This is a genomic window from Pseudomonas sp. SIMBA_068, from assembly GCF_046534705.1.
Taxonomy (GTDB): domain Bacteria; phylum Pseudomonadota; class Gammaproteobacteria; order Pseudomonadales; family Pseudomonadaceae; genus Aquipseudomonas; species Aquipseudomonas putida.
In genome coordinates, this window is record NZ_JAWRYI010001251.1 from 1 (window position 1) to 248 (window position 248).

Annotated in this window: 1 protein-coding gene; it reads right to left on the minus strand. The window is 60.5% G+C overall.

Annotation, left to right across the window (positions count from 1 at the left end):
* Positions 1 to 248, minus strand: a 248-nt coding sequence (locus tag SB756_RS33555; RefSeq protein WP_410913697.1) for an ion transporter, incomplete at both ends; no start/stop codon positions are given.

Below are 248 nucleotides of genomic sequence, written 5' to 3' on the forward strand. Positions count from 1 at the left end.
TCTTCTGCACGATGTCGCCGAAGCCCACCGTGGTCAGGGTGACGATCGCCCAGTAGATGCCCTTGGGAATGCTGGTAAAGCCATGCTCCGGCCCTTCGATCACGTACATCAAGGTGCCGAACACGGTCACCAGGGTCGACACGGTGACCAGGAACACGATGATCTTCTGCTTGCTGCCGCGCAGCGCCGCCATCAAGTAGTTGGCCTGCTTGAGGTACTGGCCGAGCTTGAGCACGCGGAAGATCCGC